Source organism: Marinobacter sp. tcs-11 (assembly GCF_002049515.1).
GTDB classification, from domain to species: Bacteria; Pseudomonadota; Gammaproteobacteria; order Pseudomonadales; family Oleiphilaceae; genus Marinobacter; species Marinobacter nauticus.
On sequence record NZ_LLYU01000018.1, the window covers coordinates 17,929 to 33,977 of the forward strand.

At 58.1% G+C, this 16,049-nt stretch carries 16 protein-coding genes; 11 read left to right on the forward strand and 5 right to left on the reverse strand.

The features are described 5' to 3' along the window. Positions 1-2 precede the first annotated feature (2 nt). From ARC85_RS15745 to ARC85_RS15755, 3 genes are all read right to left on the reverse strand, one after another. On the reverse strand, positions 3-1,607 hold the full coding sequence (locus tag ARC85_RS15745) for an FAD-binding oxidoreductase (protein ID WP_286715390.1): 1,605 nt from the start codon (positions 1,605-1,607) through the stop codon (positions 3-5). Positions 1,608-1,730: 123 nt separating this feature from the next. Beyond that, positions 1,731-2,390, reverse strand: coding sequence for a transglutaminase-like cysteine peptidase (locus tag ARC85_RS15750; RefSeq protein WP_286715392.1), 660 nt, complete (start codon positions 2,388-2,390; stop codon positions 1,731-1,733). A gap of 8 nt (positions 2,391-2,398) precedes the next feature. After that, the gene (locus ARC85_RS15755; RefSeq protein WP_011784840.1) at positions 2,399-3,055 is read right to left on the reverse strand and encodes a type II secretion system protein N; all 657 of its coding nucleotides are present in this window, start codon (positions 3,053-3,055) and stop codon (positions 2,399-2,401) included. 206 nt (positions 3,056-3,261) lie between these two features. Between ARC85_RS15755 and gspE the strand changes: the two genes are divergently transcribed. The 11 genes from gspE (at position 3,262) to gorA (ending at position 13,121) form a co-directional block, all read left to right on the forward strand. Beyond that, on the forward strand, positions 3,262-4,770 hold the full coding sequence (gene gspE / locus ARC85_RS15760; RefSeq protein ID WP_014421649.1) for a type II secretion system ATPase GspE: 1,509 nt from the start codon (positions 3,262-3,264) through the stop codon (positions 4,768-4,770). A gap of 3 nt (positions 4,771-4,773) precedes the next feature. Then, positions 4,774-5,985, forward strand: a complete 1,212-nt coding sequence (gene gspF / locus ARC85_RS15765) for a type II secretion system inner membrane protein GspF (protein ID WP_286715393.1) — start codon at positions 4,774-4,776, stop codon at positions 5,983-5,985. 88 nt (positions 5,986-6,073) lie between these two features. Continuing rightward, positions 6,074-6,520, forward strand: a complete 447-nt coding sequence (gene gspG / locus ARC85_RS15770; protein WP_031210904.1) for a type II secretion system major pseudopilin GspG — start codon at positions 6,074-6,076, stop codon at positions 6,518-6,520. A 6-nt stretch (positions 6,521-6,526) separates the two neighbouring features. After that, the gene (gene gspH / locus ARC85_RS15775) at positions 6,527-7,054 is read left to right on the forward strand and encodes a type II secretion system minor pseudopilin GspH (RefSeq protein ID WP_014421646.1); all 528 of its coding nucleotides are present in this window, start codon (positions 6,527-6,529) and stop codon (positions 7,052-7,054) included. Beyond that, a complete protein-coding gene (gene gspI / locus ARC85_RS15780) occupies positions 7,051-7,428 on the forward strand; it encodes a type II secretion system minor pseudopilin GspI (RefSeq protein ID WP_011784845.1) in 378 nt (125 codons plus the stop codon). The genes gspH and gspI overlap by 4 nt, the downstream gene beginning before the upstream one ends. Continuing rightward, positions 7,428-8,192: a type II secretion system minor pseudopilin GspJ gene (gspJ, locus tag ARC85_RS15785; protein ID WP_286715394.1), complete on the forward strand. Its 765-nt coding sequence runs from the start codon at positions 7,428-7,430 to the stop codon at positions 8,190-8,192. The genes gspI and gspJ overlap by 1 nt, the downstream gene beginning before the upstream one ends. Then, on the forward strand, positions 8,185-9,183 hold the full coding sequence (gene gspK, locus ARC85_RS15790) for a type II secretion system minor pseudopilin GspK (RefSeq protein WP_011784847.1): 999 nt from the start codon (positions 8,185-8,187) through the stop codon (positions 9,181-9,183). Before gspJ ends, gspK begins: the two co-directional genes overlap by 8 nt. 2 nt (positions 9,184-9,185) lie before the next feature. Beyond that, complete coding sequence (gspL, locus tag ARC85_RS15795) at positions 9,186-10,493, forward strand: type II secretion system protein GspL (RefSeq protein ID WP_011784848.1); 1,308 nt, start codon at positions 9,186-9,188, stop codon at positions 10,491-10,493. A 4-nt stretch (positions 10,494-10,497) separates the two neighbouring features. Next, positions 10,498-11,031, forward strand: coding sequence for a type II secretion system protein M (locus tag ARC85_RS15800; RefSeq protein ID WP_011784849.1), 534 nt, complete (start codon positions 10,498-10,500; stop codon positions 11,029-11,031). Between the two features lie 39 nt (positions 11,032-11,070). Beyond that, on the forward strand, positions 11,071-11,742 hold the full coding sequence (locus ARC85_RS15805; RefSeq protein ID WP_011784850.1) for a GNAT family N-acetyltransferase: 672 nt from the start codon (positions 11,071-11,073) through the stop codon (positions 11,740-11,742). A 17-nt stretch (positions 11,743-11,759) separates the two neighbouring features. After that, the gene (gorA, locus tag ARC85_RS15810) at positions 11,760-13,121 is read left to right on the forward strand and encodes a glutathione-disulfide reductase (RefSeq protein ID WP_011784851.1); all 1,362 of its coding nucleotides are present in this window, start codon (positions 11,760-11,762) and stop codon (positions 13,119-13,121) included. 50 nt (positions 13,122-13,171) lie between these two features. Here the strand turns inward: gorA and ARC85_RS15815 are convergent, their stop codons facing one another. After that, complete coding sequence (locus ARC85_RS15815; protein ID WP_011784852.1) at positions 13,172-15,106, reverse strand: ATP-binding protein; 1,935 nt, start codon at positions 15,104-15,106, stop codon at positions 13,172-13,174. Then, positions 15,103-16,017: an ABC transporter substrate-binding protein gene (locus tag ARC85_RS15820; RefSeq protein ID WP_041656790.1), complete on the reverse strand. Its 915-nt coding sequence runs from the start codon at positions 16,015-16,017 to the stop codon at positions 15,103-15,105. The genes ARC85_RS15815 and ARC85_RS15820 overlap by 4 nt, the downstream gene beginning before the upstream one ends. Between the last annotated feature and the right edge of the window lie 32 nt (positions 16,018-16,049).

The window sequence follows — 16,049 nt, forward strand, 5'->3', positions numbered from 1 at the left end:
CTTCAATCCAGCAGTGTTTTGGGATTCAGGCGCTGGTCCGGATCAAAGCTCTGGGTCAGCGAACGAATTGCACGCATACCCAGCTCTCCCTTTTCGACAGGGAGGAAGGGGGCATGGTCCTTCCCTACGCCATGCTGATGGCTGATGGTGCCCCGGTTCCGCACGATCAGGTCTGAGGTGGTGTTCTTCAGATGTTGCCAGCGGCTCAGGGTCTCGTCATAGCTATCCGCAACCCGGAAAACATAGGTTGTGTAGATGGAACAACCCTGGCCGTAAAAGTGAGACAGGTGGGTAAATACGTGGGTTCGCTCGTTCCTGTCTGCCAGACCTTCCCTGAGATTGGTTTCAATCCGGTTCATCAGGGTATCAACGTTGTCCCAGTCGGTGGCGGTTTCCAGGGTGTCCACGGCGTAGCCCATTTGCCACAGGGCTTCGCGCAGGTAGGGCATGGTGAAGCGTTTCTCCGCCCACTTGGCGCCAAGTTTTGTGCCGGTATAGACCCCTTTGTAGTCACTGCAGAGTTTGCGGGCCTCCGCAAGTGCTCCCCGGCACTGGGCTTTGCTGCCGGTTACGCCAAAGGTCATCATGCATTTGCCGTCTTCCGCACCGCGGAAAGCCAGAAAACGTTCCAGTAGCCCGATCAGTTTCGGATGCCCGGCCAGTGCCAGCTGGGTTTCGGTTTCAATGGCGTTGCTCAGTCGTAGCATGGAAAGCTGAACCCGGTTCTGAACCAGCTTGCGAGCGGCGGTTCGGGCCTTGTCCCAGTCCGGGAAGAACACCACATGAAAGCTTTCCTGTTCAGGCAGACGGCTGATCCGGGCTTTGACCTCGGTAATCAGGCCCAGCCGGCCCTCCGAACCGAGGATCATTTCCCTGACATCCGGGCCGGCGCTGGAGGCCGGAATGGTGGGGATTGTCAGGGTGCCTTGCAGGGTTTCAATCCGGCCGCCGGCAAACAGCTGTTCTATGCGGCCGTAACGCAGTGACTGCTGGCCACTGGAGCGGGATGCCACCCAGCCGCCAATCGTGGAGAGCTCGAACGACTGAGGGAAGTGTCCCAGGGTATAGCCATGGGCTCTTAACTGGGATTCCACCAGTGGGCCGGGGGTGCCTGCTCCGAAGGTGGCGATCTGGCTTTCCCGATCCAGGTCCATCAGGCGGTTAAGATTTGCAAGACTGACGGTCAGAACCGGTTTGCCCTGGTCTACCGGGTTGATGTGGCCAGCCACGCTGGTGCCACCCCCGTAGGGGATCAGTTGGATATCCTTGTCGTTGGCGTAATGGAGCAGGGCGCGTACATCGGTACTGGTATTCGGGAAGGCCACGCCGTCCGGGAACTCGCCAATATCACCGCTGCGCATGGCCAGCCAGTCTGGGAGGCTTTGGCCCCGGGCGTGCCGGACCCGGGTTTCCGGGCTTCGGTCGATCAGGTCGTCAACCTGTGGGGCTGAGGGCAACCGGGATTCCGGAACCTGCTCACAGGCTGCATGCAGGGTGATATCCGCCAGCGGGGAGCCGCCGCCCACACGGTCAGCGAGAAAGGCCTGACCTTGCTCCGGTAATTCCAGTGAGAACTGTTCGTCACCCCATCCATTCCAGCGTCGCATTCTGTACTGCTCCATCGTTTATCGAATTGCGGGCATTCTAACGGCTGGCCGGCCGTTACCAGTGTCAGAGAGCGACAAGCTCGCTGTCATTTACCGACAATCGGTACTCATAGCGCCTTCTTTTTAAGGGCGGAGGGCTTCGGTCAGCCTGTCGTTAAGATCCCGCCAATGCTCCAGCTTCCGGGCATCGCCAATTCTGGCATTGTCGCCGGATGTGCGGTTCAGCCACAGGCCTTCACCGTTGAAGCTGTATACCGGTTCCAGATCGTTTCTCTGGGATGCCGGTTTGATGTCATTGATCAGGTTGTCGAGAATCAACGGGTCGGAGCCCGGCGTTTTATACCAGGCCAGGACCATATGGGCCTGGTTCAACTCCAGTGCCTTGACGTAGACAATCCGGAGTTGGTCATCGGGGACGCCCATGGCCCTCAAGGTGAGGTACTTGGCGATGGAGAAGTCTTCACAGTCACCGCCGTTGGTGGTGAGCAACTCCACCGGCGTGGCCCAGTAGTCTTCCTGGCCCCAGTGGCGGATGTCGCTGACAAACGTCACCCGATTGAAGAAGGAATTAACCAGCCGAAGCTGGCGATCTGTCGGAGCGTTGGCAGCCAGCGCGTGCAGGCGTTGCCAGTTCTCAAGTCGCTGGTGCGCGGCTTCGCCGAACTCTTCCAGCACATAGGTCATCAGGCGGCTGCTTAGTTCAAGAGCGCTGACAACAGACACGGTAAGGATGAGGGGAAGCAACAGGGACTGGCAACGTGTGAGTCTGCTTGCTGCTTCCATGGCGGGCCTCAGTTGTTGTTCTGAAGCCGCTGGCGTAACTGTTCCAGCCGTTGACGAATTTCCTCTCGCCGCTGTTGCTGGTCGGCCGACGAGGCGCTGGTCTGGGGGCGTGCTCTCTGCACCTGAACCTCTTGCTGTGGGGGAGCTTCGTAAGCAGGCTCGTCATTGCTTGCGAAATCGACCCCGGAGCGATCTTCGGTCTCCGGGAAGTAGAGGTTTTCCAGTTTGCCGGATCGCTCAATGATGACCCGATTGGCAAACACAGTACGAAGCCTGGCATTTCCGGGCAGTTCATCACCTACCAGAAAGGCCTCGGTTTTGCCTTTGTCATCTTCGATCAGGGCGCTGCCGGGGAAGTCGCCGTCTGCTGCCAGGACACCACGCAGGGACAGGCGCAGATTGGTTTCCGGCAGATTTTCTGTGTTGGTGTCTTCACTTTGCGGGGTGGCAGTCGCCGAGCCGAACACTTCCAGATCCGACAACTGAACATCAGGCACGGTTCTGGCCTGATCTGCACCTGTTGAAGCTTCCCGGGTCGGTTGGGGCGGGGTACGTTGGGTTTCATTCTGCCAGAACTGATAGCCTTGCCAGCCGGTCAGCGCCAGCATGGCCGTTGCTGCTGCTATGGCCAGAAGCAGCGGAGTCCTTCGATCAATTGCAAGCATTGTCGTTCCTGAATGCATTGGGAAATCGTAAAAAGCTCACAGGTTATCAGACTGCAATGAATTAGTGGCAGTATAGTGTATAGAGTTGTTCAGTGGTTCCCATTCCTGTGGTAGCCTTTTTGCTTACGCTGACAACGTGGAGGGCCGTCGTAATGGGTGGCCCCATAAGAACAATCAGTGACCAGACGGATTTAACGAGGACGAGCTTGACCACCCAAACCGACATTCAGCCGCAGGATGCGCCGCTGGGCAGACTTCCCTTTACCTTCGCCAAGCGTAACGGAGTCATCCTTACCCGCAACGAAGAGGGCGAGCCGGTCATTCTCGTGCGCCCGGGGGCTTCCCACACCGCACTGGCCGAGGCAAACCGCGTGAGCGGTGGCCGGGCGAAGTTCTCTACCGTTGAGCCGGACCGCTTCGACCAGGCCCTGAATGCCGCCTATCAGAACGATTCGGCGGAAGCCATGCAAATGGTGGAGGGGATCGGTGACGACATGGATCTGGCCTCCCTGGCGGACTCAGTTCCGGAAACGGAGGATCTGCTGGAGCAGGAAGACGACGCTCCCATTATCCGCCTCATTAACGCCATTCTTACCGAGGCGGTCAAAACCAACGCCTCGGACGTTCACATCGAAACCTATGAGAAACAGCTGATTGTCCGGTTCCGGATTGACGGCGTGTTGCGGGAAGTGGTCCAGCCCAAGCGGGCGCTGGCACCATTATTGGTCTCGCGGATCAAGGTTATGGCAAAACTCGATATTGCAGAAAAGCGGGTACCCCAGGACGGCCGCATTGCTTTGAGGGTGGCCGGCCGGGAAGTTGATATCCGGGTGTCGACCATGCCTTCGTCCAGTGGTGAACGGGTGGTACTGCGCCTGCTCGACAAACAGGCGGGCACCATTCGGCTGGAGTCACTCGGCATGGCCGGGCAGGATCTGAAAACCCTGCGCAAGCTGATCTATCGTCCGTACGGTATTCTGCTGGTGACCGGTCCCACAGGTTCCGGTAAATCCACCACGCTTTACGCCTCTCTGCAGGAAATCAATGATCGCAGCCGCAACATACTGACGGTCGAGGATCCGATCGAGTACAACCTGCCGGGGATTGGGCAGACCCAGGTGAACCCGAAAGTGGATATGACCTTTGCTCGGGGCCTGCGAGCCATTCTGCGCCAGGATCCGGATGTGGTGATGATCGGGGAAATCCGGGATCTGGAAACCGCGGAGATTGCCGTTCAGGCGAGTCTGACCGGGCACCTGGTGTTGTCTACCCTGCACACAAATACCGCCGTGGGTGCCATTACCCGTTTGATGGACATGGGTATCGAGCCTTTCCTGATCTCCTCCAGTCTTGTCGGTATCGTTGCGCAACGGCTGGTGCGGGTACTCTGTACCCACTGCCGCGAGCCCTATATTCCTACCGAAGAGCATTGTGAGTTCCTCCAGCAGGACCCGGCCAACCCGCCCACCATCTTCCGCGCCAAAGGCTGTGAGCATTGTAACCAGTTGGGCTATCGGGGCCGGATTGGTATCTACGAGGTGGTCGAGATCACGGAAGAAATCAGCACCCTTATTCATAAACGCGCAGGGGAGCTGGATCTGGAACGGGAGGCCCGCCTGCACAGCCCGAGTATTCATGCCGATGGCGTTCAGAAGATTCTGGATGGCGTAACCACGGTGGAAGAAGTACTGCGTGTGACCCACCGGAGCCAGTAATCCATGCCGGCCTACGAATACAAAGCACTGGATGCCAGAGGCAAGCAGAAACAGGGCGTGCTGGAAGCCGACGCGCCCAGGGCGGTGCGCCAGCAACTCCGGGAAAAGGGGCTGACCCCGCTGGCGGTGGAAGCGGCCGTAGAAAAACAGGCCCGTAGCAACCCACTAAGTAGCCGCGGTTCTCTGAGCGCAGCTGATCTCGCGCTGGTCACCCGACAGCTGGCCACGCTAATCCAGTCCGGGATTCCGGTCGAGCAGGCACTGAGTGCGGCCGCCCAGCAATCCACCAAGCCGCGGATTCGCAGCATGCTGATTGCTATCCGGGCCAAGGTGATGGAAGGCTACACACTGGCGGACAGCTTCGGTGAATTCCCCAAGGCCTTTCCCCGGCTCTACCGCTCCACGGTCGCTGCCGGTGAACATGCCGGGCATCTTGACCTGGTGCTGAACCGGCTGGCGGACTACACGGAAAGCCGCCAGGAAGCCCGCCAGAAGATTCAGCTGGCTGCCATTTACCCGATTATCCTGAGTGTCGTAGCTATTGCCATTGTGGTGTTCCTGCTCACCTATGTGGTGCCCGACATTATCGAAGTCTTTCTTAAGCAGGGGCAGGAGCTGCCCGCGCTGACGGTAGCTATGCTCTCGGTGTCGGAATTTCTCGGCAATTTCGGAGTCTACCTTCTAGTCTTGCTGGTGGTGGCGATCATCGGGTTCCGTTTCGCGTTGACCAAGCCGGCGGTGCGTCTGAAGTTTCACAAGCGGCTACTTCACCTGCCGCTGTTTGCAGGCATGGTACGAGGCGTGAATACGGCCCGCTACGCCAGTACCCTGAGCATTCTGACCACCAGTGGTGTACCACTGGTTGAAGCGATGCGCATTGCCGGGGAGGTGCTTTCCAACGATTATCTCCGGCAGGAACTGCGGGAGGCTGCCCGGAAGGTCAGTGAAGGGGGATCGTTGCACCGTTCACTGGACCAGACCGGTTACTTCCCGCCAATGATGCTGCATATGATTGCCAGTGGCGAGGCCAGTGGCGAGCTGGACAGTATGCTTGAACGCACGGCCCGCATGCAGGAAAACACCCTGCAATCCAAGATCGCCGCTATTGTGGGGCTGTTTGAACCCATGATGCTGCTGTTCATGGGGGCGGTGGTGCTGATTATTGTTCTGGCGATCATGCTGCCGATTCTGAACATGAGCAACCTGGTGGGATAATGGCCCACCGTCGGGCCAGCAAGGAAGCCAGACAATCTTTCTGAAAGTGACGAGAAACAACGGACCCAAGATGAGTGAAACTATGAGCATGAACCAACCGAAAGCGCTGGCCCGGACCAAGGGCTTCACCCTGATCGAAATCATGGTAGTGATGGTCATTCTCGGCCTGTTGGTGGCAATTGTGGCGCCCAACATCATGGGGCGGAGTGATCAGGCCAAAGTGACGGTGGCCGAAACCCAGATCAGTAACATCGCCAACGCACTGGACCTGTATCGCCTGGACAACAGCCATTATCCCTCTACCCAGCAGGGCCTTGAAGCTCTGGTCAACAAGCCCAGCGGCAGCCCTGAGCCGAAAAACTGGAACCCGGACGGCTACCTGAAAAATGTTCCCGAAGACCCCTGGGGTAACAACTACCAGTATGTCAGCCCTGGTGTGGACGGGCCGTACGATCTGTATTCCTATGGTTCTGACGGCCAGGAAGGCGGGGATGGCGACGCAGCTGATATCAGCGTCTGGGACAGCGGGAACTGATTGATTGTGGGCCGCAGGGCTGACCAAAACGGCTTTACGCTGATCGAGATTCTGGTTGTCCTGATCATCGTCGGACTGCTGGCGGCACTGGCGGTGTTCAATATGGCCGGCAGCTCCCAGCAGCGCGAGCTGGAAAGCCAGGTTCGGGAGCTCTACCTCCTGATGCAAACGGCACAGGAACAGGCGGTTCTCAATAACCTGGAAATGGGTTTGCTGCTGGAAGAAGACGGCTATCGGTTCGTGGCGTTTCAGGATAAGACAGGCGAGTGGAAATCCTCAGGTGAGCGCATATTCCACAAGCGAACCCTCCCGGAATGGTTGACCGTTACCCAGTATATCGAAAGTGACGCTCCGCGACTGGCCTCGGCCGAGGATCGGCTCAGGCCAGACGTGGTGTTCTTCTCCAGTGGGGAAACCACACCGTTTGAAATCGAATTCACCCTGGGCCGGGACACTGACCTGATGCACGTGGTTGCTTCAGATGGCGTCTCGCCGTTGGAATGGCGCAAACCTGGTTCCGGGGATGAGTCATGAGTCGGCCTCAGCGTGGTTTCACCCTGATTGAAGTCCTCGTCGCATTGCTCGTGTTCGGTCTGATTGCAACGGCCGCCGCCGAAGTCGGCGGGAATTACATCACCAGTTTCGAGCGCATACGTGACAAGACGCTGGCAGGCTGGGTGGCGGAAAACCGGATTAACGAACTACGGCTTCAGGATGAGCTGCCGGGGATTTCGGAGAATTCGGAAGATACCGACTTCGGAAATTTCCGCTGGCGCGTCACCACCGTTGTTGAGGCTACGGCAGAGCCCACGATGCGGCGGATTGAGGTAACCGTAGCCAAATACTCCGGGGCGCAATCGGAACCGTTTGCCGTCCATACCCTGGCTGCCTTCCTGGGAGAAACCTGATGAGCATGCCCGCGCGCCAGGTCAGGTTAGCCGGGGAGTCCGGTTTTACGCTGATGGAGGTGCTGATTGCCGTCACTATCACAGCCGTGATCGGGCTGGGTGTTTGGCAGGTGGTGAGCAGTGTAATGAACTCCCGGGACCGGGTGGATGAGGTTGCCCAGGCGTTCGACGGTTTGCAGAAAACCATGTTGCTGCTGGAACGTGACATCACCCAGATCATCAACCGGCCCGCCCGGGATGTTTATGGTGATTATTCACCGTCCTTAACCTCAAGGGATGATGCGTTTGCGTTGATGCTGACCCGCCAGGGTTGGCGCAATCCGCTTGGTCTCCGGCGTAGCGGTCTGCAGCGCGTCGGCTGGGAATATACCGGAACTGAACTGCGCCGTCGGTATTGGCCTGTGGTGGATCAGGGGCAGGAAGACGAAAGCCTGGACATTCTGATGCTGGACGGGGTTCTGGAGTTTGAAATCCGGTTTCTGGATGAGAACGGTAACTGGCAGGAGCAATGGCCGGAAGATGATGCTCTGGCGCAGATGACGCCGGGAACCCGACCCGACATCTCATTGCCTCGCGGGATTGAGATTACACTGGAACATGAACGCTTTGGTGAGTTGGTCCGCACGTTCAGTTTGCCGGATTTTGAACCGTCGCAGGCTCAGGCGGTGATCAATCAGCAACAGGAGACCCAGGCCGAGTCGGAAGATGACGCGACTGAAGACGGATCTGGCCAGGCCGCGGGCGGGGTGACCGGCAATGATTAAGTTTGCCGGGAGCAGGCAGCAGGGCGTCGCCCTGATCATGGTGCTGTTGGCGATGGCTCTGGTGGTATTGATGGCATCGGGCATGACCCGCCAGCAAAGCCTGCGGGTGTTCAAGGCTGGCCATTACCTGGCCCAGCAACAAGGCCAGAGTATTGCTCTGGGTGCCGAGGAATTTGCCAAGCGTATTCTGGTTCGGGACTACGAAGAGGATAAGGAAAACAGTGTGATGGTCGACAGCCCGGATGAGTTCTGGGCCATGCACGCTGCCATTCTGCCTCTGGACGACAGTGGTGTTGCCGAGGTCCAGATCGATGATCTTGGAGGAAGAATCAACCTGAATAATCTGGTTACCGCGAGCGGAGAAGTGGACCCCATCACCAAAGACCGGCTCACCCGGTTATTTCGTGCTCTGGGTATCACCGGCCTCACCGTAGACCCGCTCATTGACTGGATGGACGCCGACGACCAGGCCATCAGTGCTTATGGCGCCGAAGACGGCCAGTATCTGATGGCAGACCCTCCGTATCGCACTGGCAACCAGCCCTTTGTTTCCATTACCGAGTTGCGTCTGATTGAGGGCATGACCGAGGAAATCTATGCTGCGCTGCGGCCTCATCTGGTGGCGCTGCCAGTCTCCGGCGTCGGCATTAACGTGAATACCGCGACGGCCCAGGTTCTGATGAGTCTGCACGAGGATATGAATGAGGCTCAGGCGGAATCGATTATTGCCAAGCGCGAAGAAGAACGATTCGAAAACCTTCAGGATTTCCTGGCACTGCCGGAGTTCTCGGGGATGGGGCTGAAAGCCAACGGGTTAACGCTTCAGACCCGTTTTTTTGAAGTTGTCTCACGGATTACCTACGATAATCGTGTCGTCAATATGGTCAGCACCGTGTATAGAAACCCGGAGGGCGAAGTCCGGACGGTTCACAGGGATACCGGGCAGAAGAATCGCATTACCAAGGAACCTTACACTTTCTCAGAAGGATAACCATGTCTTACCGCCTTTTTGTCCGGCCGGTGCCTCCGTATGCGGACCCGGACCAGAGCCCCGATGCCCAGCTGTTCAGCTGGGTGCTCCAGGATGCCAGTGGCGATGCTCAGGCCAGAGGCACGGCTGATACACGGGAGCATATCGAGCAAACGCTGGCACAGAATGCGCTGGAGAAAGTGCTGCTGATCGGACTGATTCCCGGTGATGAGGCAGTTTTCTGTCTGGCGGATATACCGGCGAAACAGACCCGTTTTATTCAGCAGGCCTTGCCGTATGCCGTTGAGGAGCAGATAGCCCAGGACATTGACTCGGTTCATCTCGCGCTGGGGCCGCACACGCCTGAGGGCTACCGGGTTGCTGCCATCGATCGCGAGCAGATGGCTCGCTGGCGCCAACTGTTTTCTGGCTGGTACCACGCCCGTCTGGAGGCCGTCTATCCAGACGCTTCACTGTTGCCAGCGGCGGAATCCGGATGGGTCATCTGCCTGGATGCAGAGTCGGCACTTCTGCAGAGCCAGCGGGGAGAGTGGCTGCGCATGCAGGCAGATAATCTTCCGCTGCTTGCAGTGACACTTGCTGCGCCTTCGTCTGACGAAGTGGTGGCCGAAATTCCGGTGCAGCTATATGGCACCGAGGCAGATCTGGACGCGAGCCAGGCCCTGGTGAGCGAGCTTTCGGGAACCACCGGGCTTCTTCGTATCGAAAAGAAGCCGTTGGAGTTTTCAGTAACCGAGTTCCTGGCGTGGTCGTACCACCATCACCTGAGCCAGCCCATTAATCTGTGCCAGGGGGCGTTCGCGTTCAAGGCGGAGGGCAGCAGCCCCCTGAAACCCTGGAAGCCGCTTATCGCCGTAGCATCACTCTGGTTCGTGATCCAGATGGGGCTGGAGATCGGTATGGGAATCTACCAGCAGCAGCAAGCGGAGCAGCTTGAAAGCCAGGCCATGGCAGTTTACCGGAATGCCTTTCCCTCGGACCGCCGAACCCATGCCGGAAACGTACGACGTGTGATCGAAGGCCAGTTACGGGTTGCTGGCTCCCAGGGCTCTGACGTCGATTTTATCACCCTGATGAAATACACCGGCGATCAGTACGGCCGGCTGCAGAATCCCGGAGCTGTTACCTTTAACTCGATCAACTACAGCCGGAGCCGGGGCGAACTCGTGGTGGATATCCGGGCCGACAGTTATGATCGGTTAAGCCGTCTGCGTAACGGACTGGCCAGCGAAGGGCTGCAGGCCCAGATCGGTTCCGTGGTCAACGAATCCAGCGGCGCCCGAGGCCGCCTCACGGTCTCAGGAGGATAAGCCCATGTGGTCACGCATCAAGGATCAACCAGCCGTGGGCAAACTGATTGCTCGCTATGATCAGTTACCCACCCGCGACCGTCAGGCATTGACTGCTCTGGGTATAGCCCTGTTGCTGGCATTGATTTATCTGCTGATCTGGCAGCCGGTGACTCAGTTTCATGACCGGGCTGCCTCGAGTCGTGAGAATGCCGCAGAACTCCTGGCCTGGATGCGGGCTAACGAGACGACCATTCAGCGCCTGGGCTCGGCTGGTGGCGCAGCGACAACTGCGGCAGGGGCTGACAAGCCGGAAGACGGGCGGGCATTGATGGCCCTGGTGACTCGTTCAGCCGGAGAGGCGGGGCTTTCTTTGCAACGCTTCGAGCCCAGCGGTGAGGGTGCCATCCGGGTCTGGCTTGAAAACGCCGCCTATGCGGATGTGGCAGCCTGGCTTGAGCGTTTGCACAGTAATCATGGCGTGGTGATTGACCAGGCCGCACTTGATCGGGGCAATGGGCCCGGGCAGGTATCCGTGAGGCTTACGCTGGCGATCTGACCGGCAAGCGTGACCCCACACTAGCGAGGGAGCAACACGATGGCAGACAACAACAATAATGCTGAAGCTGTTCTGGTTCGCCTGGACGAGACGGCACGAAACGAGGCCCAGTCGGTGCTTTTTCATGCCTATCGGGAGGAGCCGACATTCCAGTACCTGTTCGATCACCGGAAACCCGGTTACAGCCAGAGGGTGAGGGCGACCATCCGGGAACTGATCGACCTTTATCTGGAGCTGAATCAGGATGCCATCGGTGTGATGGTGGACGAAACACTGGTCGCGGTTGCGTTTGTAGGTGAGCCGGAACTCAGGCTGAATCTGGCAGACCAGCTTGGCTGGCGGGTGCGTATGGTTCTGACGGCGGGCTTTTCATCTACGCGCCGGTATCTGGAGTATCATCGCAGGATTCGCGACCTTTTGCCGCAGAGGCAGGCGCATCAGTTGCCGTTGATGGGAGTCAACCCAAAATACCAGCACAAGGGGTATGGTCGGATGTTGCTGCAGGCAGTGGAGCGCCTGTGTGAGGAAACCCCCCGGGGCAGTGGATTGGTGCTCGATACCGGGAACAGCCGTTACCTGCCGTTTTATGAATCCGAGGGGTTCCGAAGCCTGGGCAAGATCCGGCTTGGTGATTTTGAAGACCACGTGTTGTTCCGGGAAGTGCTCGCAGACGAAGATCAGTCGAGTGAGCCCCGGCAGCAGCAATCTTGAAGTAAACAGGAGAAACAGTGTCTGAGAGCCATGATTTTGATCTGATCGTTATCGGGGCCGGTTCCGGCGGTGTCCGGCTCGCCCGCATGTCGGCCCAGCGCGGTGCGCGGGTGGCGGTGGTTGAATCCCGTTATCTGGGAGGAACCTGCGTTAACGTGGGTTGTGTTCCGAAAAAACTCTTTGTCTATGGAGCGCACGTCAGGGAAGAGCTCGAAGATGCAAATGGATATGGCTGGTCTGTGCCAACAGACGATGTCTCGTTTGACTGGCCAACGCTGGTCGCCAACAAGAATGCCGAGATAGAGCGCTTGAATGGCATTTATGGCCGATTGCTCGAGAATGCCGGCGTCACCATCATTGAGGGTACGGCCAGTCTCCGCGACCCTCACACGGTGATCGTTGGTGATAGAGCTTTTTCGGCAGCGCACATCACAGTTGCCACGGGCAGCTGGCCAGTGGTTCCGGATGTTCCCGGCAAGGAATTTCTGCTCACCTCCAATGAGATGTTTTACCTGCCACAGTTACCTCGCCACGCCGTGGTCTGGGGCGGTGGTTACATTGCCGTCGAGTTCGCCGGCATTCTCGCGGGTCTTGGTGTGGAGACCACGCTGCTGTACCGGGGCGAGCTGTTCCTGCGAGGGTTTGACGAGGATATCCGCAAGTTCACGGAACAGGAGATGCGCAAGAAAGGCGTGGATCTCCGGTTCAATGTCACGATTGAATCTGTCGAGCAGTTGAATGCTCACTACCAGGTGAATCTGAGCGATGGCAGCAGCATGGAGACCGGGCTGGTTATGGCTGCGACAGGTCGCCGCGCGCTCGTAGACGGACTCGGGCTGACCGATCTGGGAGTGGAACTCAATGCTTCGGGTCATGTTGAGGTGAACGATCATTTCCAGACGGCGGTACCGTCCATCTCCGCCCTTGGTGATGTCATCGGAACGCCGCAGCTAACGCCGGTTGCGCTGGCGCAGGCCATGGTGCTGTCCCGGCGGCTGTTTGGTGATGGCCAGGGTGATATGGACTACAGCGCAATACCGACCGCTGTCTTCTGTCAGCCTAATATCGGAACGGTCGGGTTGACCGAGAAAGAAGCGCGGGACGCGGGGCATTCGCTGCGGATTTACCGTTCCGAGTTTCGCCCCATGAAGTACACCCTGAGCGGCCGTGATGAGCGCTGTCTGATGAAGCTGATTGTGGATGATAGTTCAGACAAGGTACTGGGCGCCCATATGGTTGGGCCGGATGCCGGTGAAATCATCCAGGGACTGGCGGTGGCTATTAAAGCCGGTGCCACCAAGGCCCAGTTTGACGCTACGATGGGCATTCACCCGACATCCGCTGAAGAGTTTGTCACCATGCGAGAGCCGGTGGCCTGACAGGGTGGATAGCGCCGGAGTGCAAAGCCTGCCAGCTCCGGCGCTCGTTATTACACGCGAATCCAGCGAGAGAGTACCTCCCGCAACGTATCCCTTCGCACGGGCTTGGTCAGATAGTCGTTCATACCTGCTTCTTTGCAGGCTTTCTCAGTATCCTCAGACACATCGGCGGTCAGTGCGATAATGGGTACGCCGCTCTGACCATTTCCCTGTTCCCAGTCGCGGATCATACGGGTGGCATCATAGCCATCCATTACTGGCATCTGGCAGTCCATCAGAATGACATCATAACCTTCGTGGTCATTTTTGATTCGTCTAACAGCATCGGTACCATTGGTCACGCATTCGGTCTGGAATCCGAACTTCCGCAACAGCGCTTCCGTTACTTTCTGGTTCACCAGGTTATCCTCGACCACCAGGGCCCGGGCGGTACCGGTCACCTGTTCCCGTGGCTCATCGGTTGGAGGATTCTGATAGGCTAGCTCGAAAGGCAGCTCGAACCGGAATGAGGATCCCTGGCCGATGTCGGACTCCACCTGCACATGCCCACCCATCAATTCGACCAGGCGCTGAACCAGCGACAGCCCAAGCCCTGTGCCACCGTGAGCCCGGTTATCGCCGGCGTCCAGCTGCTCAAAGCTGTTGAAGACACTTTGCAGTCGTTCCGCAGGAATACCAGAGCCTGAATCCTTAACCGAGCATTGGACGAGTACGCAGTGGTTTTCAAGCTCAAGCCAGTTCACCCGGATGCCGACGAATCCTTCGCTGGTGAACTTCAGTGAGTTGTCGATCAGCCCGGCAAGAATCTGCCTCACCCGCGGCGCATCTCCAAGCACGGCAGGATGCCGTGGCCATTCACCGAGGAACTGGAGATCCAGGCTCAGCCCCTGCTTTTCTGCGGCGTGACGGTAGGAGGCGACGCAATTGGTGAACAGGCTCTGAAGATCGAAGGCCTGTTGGTCCAATACCAGATTGCCATTGTCCATTCTGGCGTAGTCCAGGATATCGGAGATCACGGTCAGCAGGTCTTCCGTGGATTGCCGGGCCGTGGTCAGGTAGTCGCTCTGGCGCTTGGTCAACGGCTCTTCATGAATCAGGTCAACCATGCCGAGCACGCCGTTCAGGGGAGTCCGAAGTTCGTGGCTCATGGTGGCAAGAAACTCTGACTTGGCCTGGCTGGCGTGTTCCGCTTTCTCCCGGGCACTTTCAGAAATCGCCAGTGTCTGGTCCCGGGCAGACCGAAGTTGTTCCAGATGAACTGCGAGTTCGTTCAACTGTTGCTGTATCTCCGCAATTTCCCGGGCACTGCCCTTGCTGGAGACCGGTTGCGTGGTGTAGTCACCAACAATCAGCTTGCCAACGCGGCTGGACAGTTGTCGCATGGGCTGAAGGATATTGTTCAGGAAATGGTTTGCCAGCAGCAGGCTGAACACCAGCAAGGCAAAGCCCACGGTCAGGGAGCTCCAGAGAATATCCTGCCTTCGGGTTTCCAGAACGTCGGGGTTCACCCCGACTTGCACCAGTCCCACCCGAAGCGATCCGGAATTGAAGTTCCAGCCGCCGGTAAACCAGTCACCCGCTCCACCAGAACCGATCTCCAGTGGTTCCTGCAGAATCTCGGCGTCATAGATGTCGAAGATTCCGTCTGCTGTATGTTCCGATTCGATACCTCGGCTGACAAAACCGAGCTCTTCGCCAACGACGTCGGTCACGCGAATCCAGTCTGCTTTGCTGCGTTTCAGGGACTGCCCGAGGACCTGCTCCAGAGCCGTTGAGTTACCGGAGACCACGGCATACTCAAGTGCTGGGGCGAGGCTGTCTGCGAGCATCTGACTGCTTTGGGCCAGATCCAGACGGGCATCTTCGAGACGGGCTGAGGTAAAGAAAACCATCAACGCCACAAAAATCACGACCGCGGGCAGGGCGCCAAGCAGGAGAAGGCGCCGCGAGAGCGACATGCCGGGAGTGTTGGCTGTGTTGCTCATTGGCCGGCCTCCTGGTTGTTCTCGCTAATCATGTTTTGTACCGCCTGGGCAATCCACTCCCGTTCTGGCATCGGGATGTTCAGGGATCGCGCAACCTGCTGGTTTACCTCAACCCGGTATTCGTCCGGGTAGGTTGGCGCCGGGAAGGTACCGGAGTCGAAATAGGCTATCAGGTGACCGGCTGCAAGCTCAGCCATCTCAATGAACGGCGCGTAGCTGGAGGCGAGGGCGCCGGCCTTGACGTAGGCCTGGCTCGGGCCGATCAGGATCTTGTTCCTGCGATAGGCGGTTAGCAGAATGTGTTTGATATTGCGTGGGTTGTAAATGGCATCATCCTGTCCGGCAAGCAGAAAATCACCGAAGCTGAGGGCACGAATCAGGCTTGGGATAAGTTGATCCTCGGTATCGGCAATAAAGACCTTGGCCTCCAGGCCGTAGGGTGCCAGTTGATCGATGAGGGGTTCGTAAAGTTCTACGCTTTCGGTCGTGGCAAGCAAGGCGACGCGGGTTGCCTGGGGCAGGATGACCTTGCCGGTCAAGGCTTGCCGTAATAAGGGCGCATCGTAATAGACGGCAGAAACCTGGCCGGAAAATCGTGTGGTATACCCCTCGATGAAATCCTTATCAACCAGTAATGCCAAAACCGGAAGATCTCTGTTGGCCTGGCGCACCCGTGAGAATGCGGCAGGCCCTATTGCGATCACTGGTTCATTCTCGAGAACGGCGAGCTGGCTTTCAGTCAGTGGCTCCAGTGTGACCTGGTCGCCAAGCTGTTCTGTCAGCAGGCGAGCAACGTGGTCATCCAGAGCCGCGTTTCCAGATCCAGCAATATAGGCTGATCCGGTCCCCGATTCCTGGCCTAGCGCGAGACCAGAATTCACGAACAGCAAAGCCATCAGCCAGACCAACATAGAGGTGAATCTGGCAAGTTTGAGTGTACGGC